This is a genomic window from Lutibacter sp. (assembly GCF_041596795.1).
In the GTDB taxonomy this organism is placed as follows: Bacteria; Bacteroidota; Bacteroidia; order Flavobacteriales; family Flavobacteriaceae; genus Lutibacter.
This window is the reverse complement of sequence record NZ_JBFHHX010000260.1, coordinates 1-2296: the sequence shown is the minus strand read 5'-3', so window position 1 is coordinate 2296 and position 2296 is coordinate 1. Positions and strand designations below refer to the sequence as shown.

1 protein-coding gene and 1 pseudogene are annotated in these 2296 nt (G+C 30.1%); one reads left to right on the top strand and one right to left on the bottom strand.

Translation table 11 applies throughout. The features are described 5' to 3' along the window. The coding region (locus ABY298_RS16100; protein WP_372747059.1) for an amino acid--tRNA ligase-related protein at nt 1-774 on the top strand (774 nt) is incomplete at its 5' end. A 149-nt stretch (nt 775-923) separates the two neighbouring features. On the opposite strand, the pseudogene ABY298_RS16095 reads toward ABY298_RS16100, so the two are convergent. After that, a pseudogene (locus tag ABY298_RS16095) lies at nt 924-2296 on the bottom strand (carboxypeptidase-like regulatory domain-containing protein); the annotation flags it as partial.

Sequence of the window (2296 nt, the reverse complement as noted above, 5' to 3'; positions counted from 1 at the left end):
TTATCTAAAGGACAAATTGAAAATTTAACTTCAATAGCTCAACAAAACGGTTTAGGTGGTTTAGCGTATATTATTGTAAATGAAAATGAATTACAATCGCCAATTATTAAATTTTTAGGTGAAGATATTGCAGCAGGAATTATAAAAGTTACCAATGCACAAGTTGGTGATATTGTATTTTTCTCAGCAGCAGATTATGCAACTGCTAATAAAGCTTTAGACGCTGTTCGTCAGGAATTAGGTAAACTATTACATTTAATAAATCCGAAAGAATTACGTCCGGCTTGGGTAATAGATTTCCCAATGTTTGAAAGAACCGATGAAGGAAATTGGACATTTACACACAATCCTTTTTCAATGCCTGCTGTGTACGATATAGAAAAACATATGAAAGGCAATGATGCTGAAATTGGAACAATTATAGCCCAACAATACGATTTAATTTTAAACGGTTACGAAATTGGTGGAGGATCGGTTCGTGCACATAAAGCTGAAATTTTAGAAGCAACTTATAGAAATATGGGTTACAATAAAGAAGAAATGATTAAAAGTGTGGGAACTATGTACAAAGCTTTTCAATACGGAGCACCACCACACGGTGGAATTGCTTGGGGAGTTGACCGTTTAATGATGATTTTAGAGAAAAAAGCTTCTATTAGAGAAGTTATGGCATTCCCAAAAACTGGAACAAGTGAAGATTTATTATTTGGAGCGCCATCGCTTTTATCTGATAAAAAGGTAGAAGAAATGAATGTGAAGATTATTAGAAAATAAATAAAATTTAAAAGAGGCCGTCTAAATAGTTGGTTTTCGTCAACCTGAACTTGTTTCAGGTTCTCATTCTGATGAAGAATCAAGTATGTTAAGATTCTGAAACAAGTTGAGAATGACGACTTTTAACTCTGTTTAGACAGCCGCTTTCTTTATAAATTATAGCCCACAGTAAACATTACAATTCTTGGTAAAATATATGTTTTTTGATCAGAAATTATATAGGATGAAAAGCTATTTGAATTTTTAAATTTTACATTAAATAAATTTTGAGCATCTAGTTTAAAACTCCAAGCACTGTCTTCATTTTTATAGGAAAGCGTTGTATTTGCTAATTGGTACTTATTTTTTTGATTTGAAGTTTTATTCGTATAGTTGTAATTTTCGTACTCAAAAGAAAAAATAAAACCTTTTAAAAAATCATAATCTATGTTTAAATAAGGCTGATTGGTCACAAATTTTGAAGTTTGATTGCTTGATGTGAAATTACCAAAATCTTGTTTAAAACCTACTTCAACTGTTGGAAATTTATCAAACAATGTTTTTGCTAATACTGTATAACCAATACTGTTATTTTTATTTGTAACCACTTTAGTATCTATATTTTGAATATAGGACAACCTAGAAGCTTGTGTATTGATTCCGTATTTTATATTCTTTATTTTTTTATCAATAGTTACACTAAAATTTAATTGCTCTTCAGGATTATTTATAAGTATTGGAGAAATAAATTGATTGGTTTCTTCAAACTGAACAGCGTTTTGAATTCCTTTTACTTTTTTACTATAATTAATAGCACTAAACAACATTAAGCCTCTGTACAAACTAAATCTGTTATAATAAATACGGGCTGTATGAAATAGTTCATTTTCTAAGTTTTCATTTCCTTTAAATACGGAATTATACGAACGTAAATAAAAACGGTTTGCTAATTTTGAAGCATCGGAAAAAGATGTTTTCAACTGATAGTTTATTTTTATTTTTTTAGAGTTGCTAAACTCTATTTTTGCTGAAAAATCTGGTAGAAGTACTGTTTTTTGATGATTCTCACTTGTAACTTGGCGTGTTTCCCAATTGTAATTGTGCAAAAAAGCACCTTGCTTTAATTCAAAAATACCTGCTTTAAATTTGTAATGCACACCCACAAATAAATCGTTGAGCGTTAAATCTATAGCATTTCCAAAACCTGAGTTATCAAAACTGTTCACAGAACCATCCGCTAACAACTGACTATCTTCCGTTACAAAAGAGTCTTTAGTATAGTTATTTCCAATAGTGGTATAAATGTGATTGTAATTATTAAGCACCCAATAATGCTTAAAAATACCATTAATGGTAGTAGTTGTTGTTTCTTTTAACTGGTTAATACTATACATATCCGATACTTCTACGGGAATTAATCCTTGTAAAATTGGCTGATTTGTTTCCCACAGCGTAGTTGGATTATTTTCATCTAAAACAGCATCAACAGCAAATGAAAAGGAATGCTTTTGGTTCATTTTTTTATGCCATTCTATATTTTGAT